This is a genomic window from Novosphingobium panipatense (assembly GCF_900182875.1).
GTDB classification, from domain to species: domain Bacteria; phylum Pseudomonadota; class Alphaproteobacteria; order Sphingomonadales; family Sphingomonadaceae; genus Novosphingobium; species Novosphingobium panipatense.
Genome location: NZ_FXUI01000043.1, coordinates 1 through 2,836 on the forward strand (window position 1 = coordinate 1; position 2,836 = coordinate 2,836).

Below are 2,836 nucleotides of genomic sequence, written 5' to 3' on the forward strand. Positions count from 1 at the left end.
GTCTGCCTCGCCCATGTCCTGCGCGACGTACAATATGCCATCGACTGCGGTGACCGGGCCTTTGCCCCGAAGGTCCGCGACCATCTGCGCTGGGCTATCCGCATCGGCAAGCGACAAAGCAGCCTGAAGGATACGACCTTGGCGGCCTACTGTGCCAAAGCCGATACCGTACTGACCCGCCTCATGCGGGATGCCTATCGCGCATCCCGCAGGCAAGATATTGCTCAAACAGATCAAGCCTGAAGGGGAAAATTCTTCGTTTTCCTCTCCAGCCGCGACGTCCCTGCGACCCACCACATATCCGAGCGCGAGATCCGTCCCTCGGTCGTGTTCCGCAAGGTCACAAACGGCTTCCGATCCGACTAAATCTACGCTGGCTATCGCTCCGTGACCGGCACAGCTCGCCTGCACGAAAAGTCAGGCCCCCAGGCCGTGCGCGAACTCGTCGAGGGTAAGTTCGCCGTCGCCTGGGCCTTCAGGCCTTGGCCAACCCCGTGAGCAATTACGCAATCGGGGCTTCATCGCATCCCATCGAAACCCGCTGGATGCCCGGACAGCGATTTGCGTTTGGGGGTATGCAGGCGCAGCACAATCTGTCTGACGCTCGGATGGAGTTCATGATCCGTGATCGGCTGAGTTGGTTGCGATTTCTGGGGCGTCGCTTGGGGACCAGAGACCGGACGAGAACACGATCCGGCGGGAACACTCACGGGTGATGAAGGCCTTTGACTGGCAACTTCAGAAGAAGGGCTACATTCCGATGTCCGGGCAGATTGTGGATGCCTCGCTGGTGCCCGCTCCAAAGCAGCGCAATACCGAAGGGGAACGCCAGGCGCTCAAGTCTGGGAAGAGCGCGAAAGAAATCTGGCCGGACGAACCGAACAAGGCCGCGCAGAAAGACACCGATGCGCGGTGGACACTCAAGATCGGCGGAAAAGTGCAGTATCGCGAGGATGGCACGCCACTGCCCATGATTGCTCTGCCGGTGTTCGGCTAGAAATCCCACATCGGCATCGACCGTCGCTTCGGCTTCATCCGGGAAATGGTGGTGGCCTCGGCTTCAGCAGCGGACGGGCGGCTGCTCCCGCACGTCGTCAGCACGGACAACATGAGTTCCGAGGTCTGGGCCGACAGCGCCTATCGCTCCAGGCGTAACGAGAAGTGGTGGTCGGATCGGATGCTCACGTCCCGCATCCATCGGCGCAAACCCATGGGAGCCCATGTCGAAGGCAACCGCGCGGGCCAACGCTGCCAAATCCTCATCCGCGCCCGTGTCGAACATGTCTTCGCCCATCAGAAGAACAGGTTCGGTTGTTTATCCGCACGATCGGCCTGGCCCGTGCCGAAGCGAAGCTGACCCTTTGCAACCTGGCCTACAACTTCAACAGGCTGATCTTCCACGAACGCCGGGAATGCACGGGCTGACTCTGCCTGCAAACCGGCAAACTCGGCGCCGGCTGTCGCGGAAATCCATCTGAAGGCTTCCTCTTCCGTGTTCCGGCAGCCTCAGCCTCATCAAACCCGGTCGCTTCGCTGCAAAAATACCGGTTCTTGCGGGTCTCCAGCTGAGCAGCACCTATGGGAGTGGCATAGCCTATTCTTCGGGCACGCCTGCAAGCTGCCGGCCGCCGCCTGAGACGAGCACGTCATGCATCCAGGACTGGAATGCTTTCACCTTTTGCAGTTGCTGGGTGTCCTTGTGCATCACCAACCAGAAGTTGCGTTGCAGCCGGACATCGAAAACGACGCGGGCCAGTTCCGGCATCAGGTCGCCGATAAAGGATGGCAAAACACCGATCCCGCCTCCGCCCAGGATCATGGCGAACTGCGCGTTTATGCTTGAGGAGCGCAGGGTCGCCCGGGATTCACGGTAAACTTCCTGATGGTAGCGGAGTTCAGGAGCGCTCAGGAGATCCGGAATGTAGCCGACCAGCTTGTGGTGGGCCAGGGCGGGGAGCGAAGTCGGTGTCCCGTGCCTCTCGAGGTATGCGTTGCTCGCGTAAAGCCGTAGATCGTACGGCGCCAGTTTCCTCGCGACCAGCAGCCCTGCGCGTGGCCGAGACAGGAAAACCGCGACATCGGCCTCTCGACGGGACAGGTTAAGGTAGCTGGTGCTTGCGACCAGATCCACGGTGATACGAGGATAAAGCTCGTTGAATTGGGGCAGGCGATAAGCAAGAAACCATGTCCCGAAGCCTTCCGAGACACTGATGCGCAAGGTGCCGATCGGTCCCTCCGGATCCTGGGACGGGATCGTGCTTGCCGCTTTAGCCATGGCCTCGACGCTGGCCAGCAGCGCTTCGCCCGCTTCGGTGAGCAACTGACCCTCTCGGGTCTGCTCGAAGAGCGTTTGCCCCAGTTGGGCTTCCAAGCGTCGCAGGCGGCGCCCTATGGTGGTTGCGTTGACGCCCAGCCGCTTGGCGGCTCGCATCAGTTGACCTTCGCGCGCGATGGCGAGGAAGGTCTGGTAGTCATTCCAATCCGGTGCTTGCATCATCGCGAAAGGCTTCGCGCATTTGGTGTCGAACTGCAATGCGGTCCTCTCGCGGCCCATTCTTGATGCGGTCTGACTTCGAGGCGGCTTGTTCTGCATCAATCCCGAATGCTCGTTACTGAAAAACAGGGCCTGCAAAAATGCAGGTACTGCTCGCAAAAATGCCGTTTGCATGCATTCTGCCGATGCGCCTATCCAGTGGAAACCGAAGCGGCCGTAAACGGCCCGGAACCCGTGGGAATCGAGGACCTTGCACATGGCGACTGCCGAACTGATTGCCGAGACGCCCGTTGCGGCGGAAGTTGCTGAGCTTGTGGCGCGCTCGCGCGCTGCGCAGCAGCA

The 2,836-nt window shown here is 60.6% G+C and carries 3 protein-coding genes and 1 pseudogene; 3 read left to right on the forward strand and 1 reads right to left on the reverse strand.

The window, feature by feature from the left end:
- The 3 genes and pseudogenes from QOL62_RS19580 to QOL62_RS19590 all read left to right on the forward strand — a co-directional run.
- Window positions 1-498, forward strand: a pseudogene (locus QOL62_RS19580) (IS66 family transposase); the annotation flags it as partial.
- Between the two features lie 217 nt (window positions 499-715).
- Window positions 716-997 carry a hypothetical protein gene (locus QOL62_RS19585; RefSeq protein WP_283407292.1) on the forward strand — a complete coding sequence of 94 codons (282 nt, stop codon included), beginning with the start codon at window positions 716-718 and terminating at the stop codon, window positions 995-997.
- Between the two features lie 51 nt (window positions 998-1,048).
- The gene (locus tag QOL62_RS19590) at window positions 1,049-1,357 is read left to right on the forward strand and encodes a hypothetical protein (protein ID WP_283407293.1); all 309 of its coding nucleotides are present in this window, start codon (window positions 1,049-1,051) and stop codon (window positions 1,355-1,357) included.
- A gap of 237 nt (window positions 1,358-1,594) precedes the next feature.
- Here QOL62_RS19590 and QOL62_RS19595 read toward each other — a convergent pair.
- On the reverse strand, window positions 1,595-2,836 hold a 1,242-nt coding region (locus tag QOL62_RS19595; RefSeq protein WP_346770713.1), incomplete at its 5' end, for a LysR family transcriptional regulator.

Coding starts and splice junctions, on each gene's coding strand:
- QOL62_RS19585 (WP_283407292.1), top strand. CDS start 716: ATGAAGGCCTTTGACTGGCAACTTCAGAAGAAGGGCTACATTCCGATG.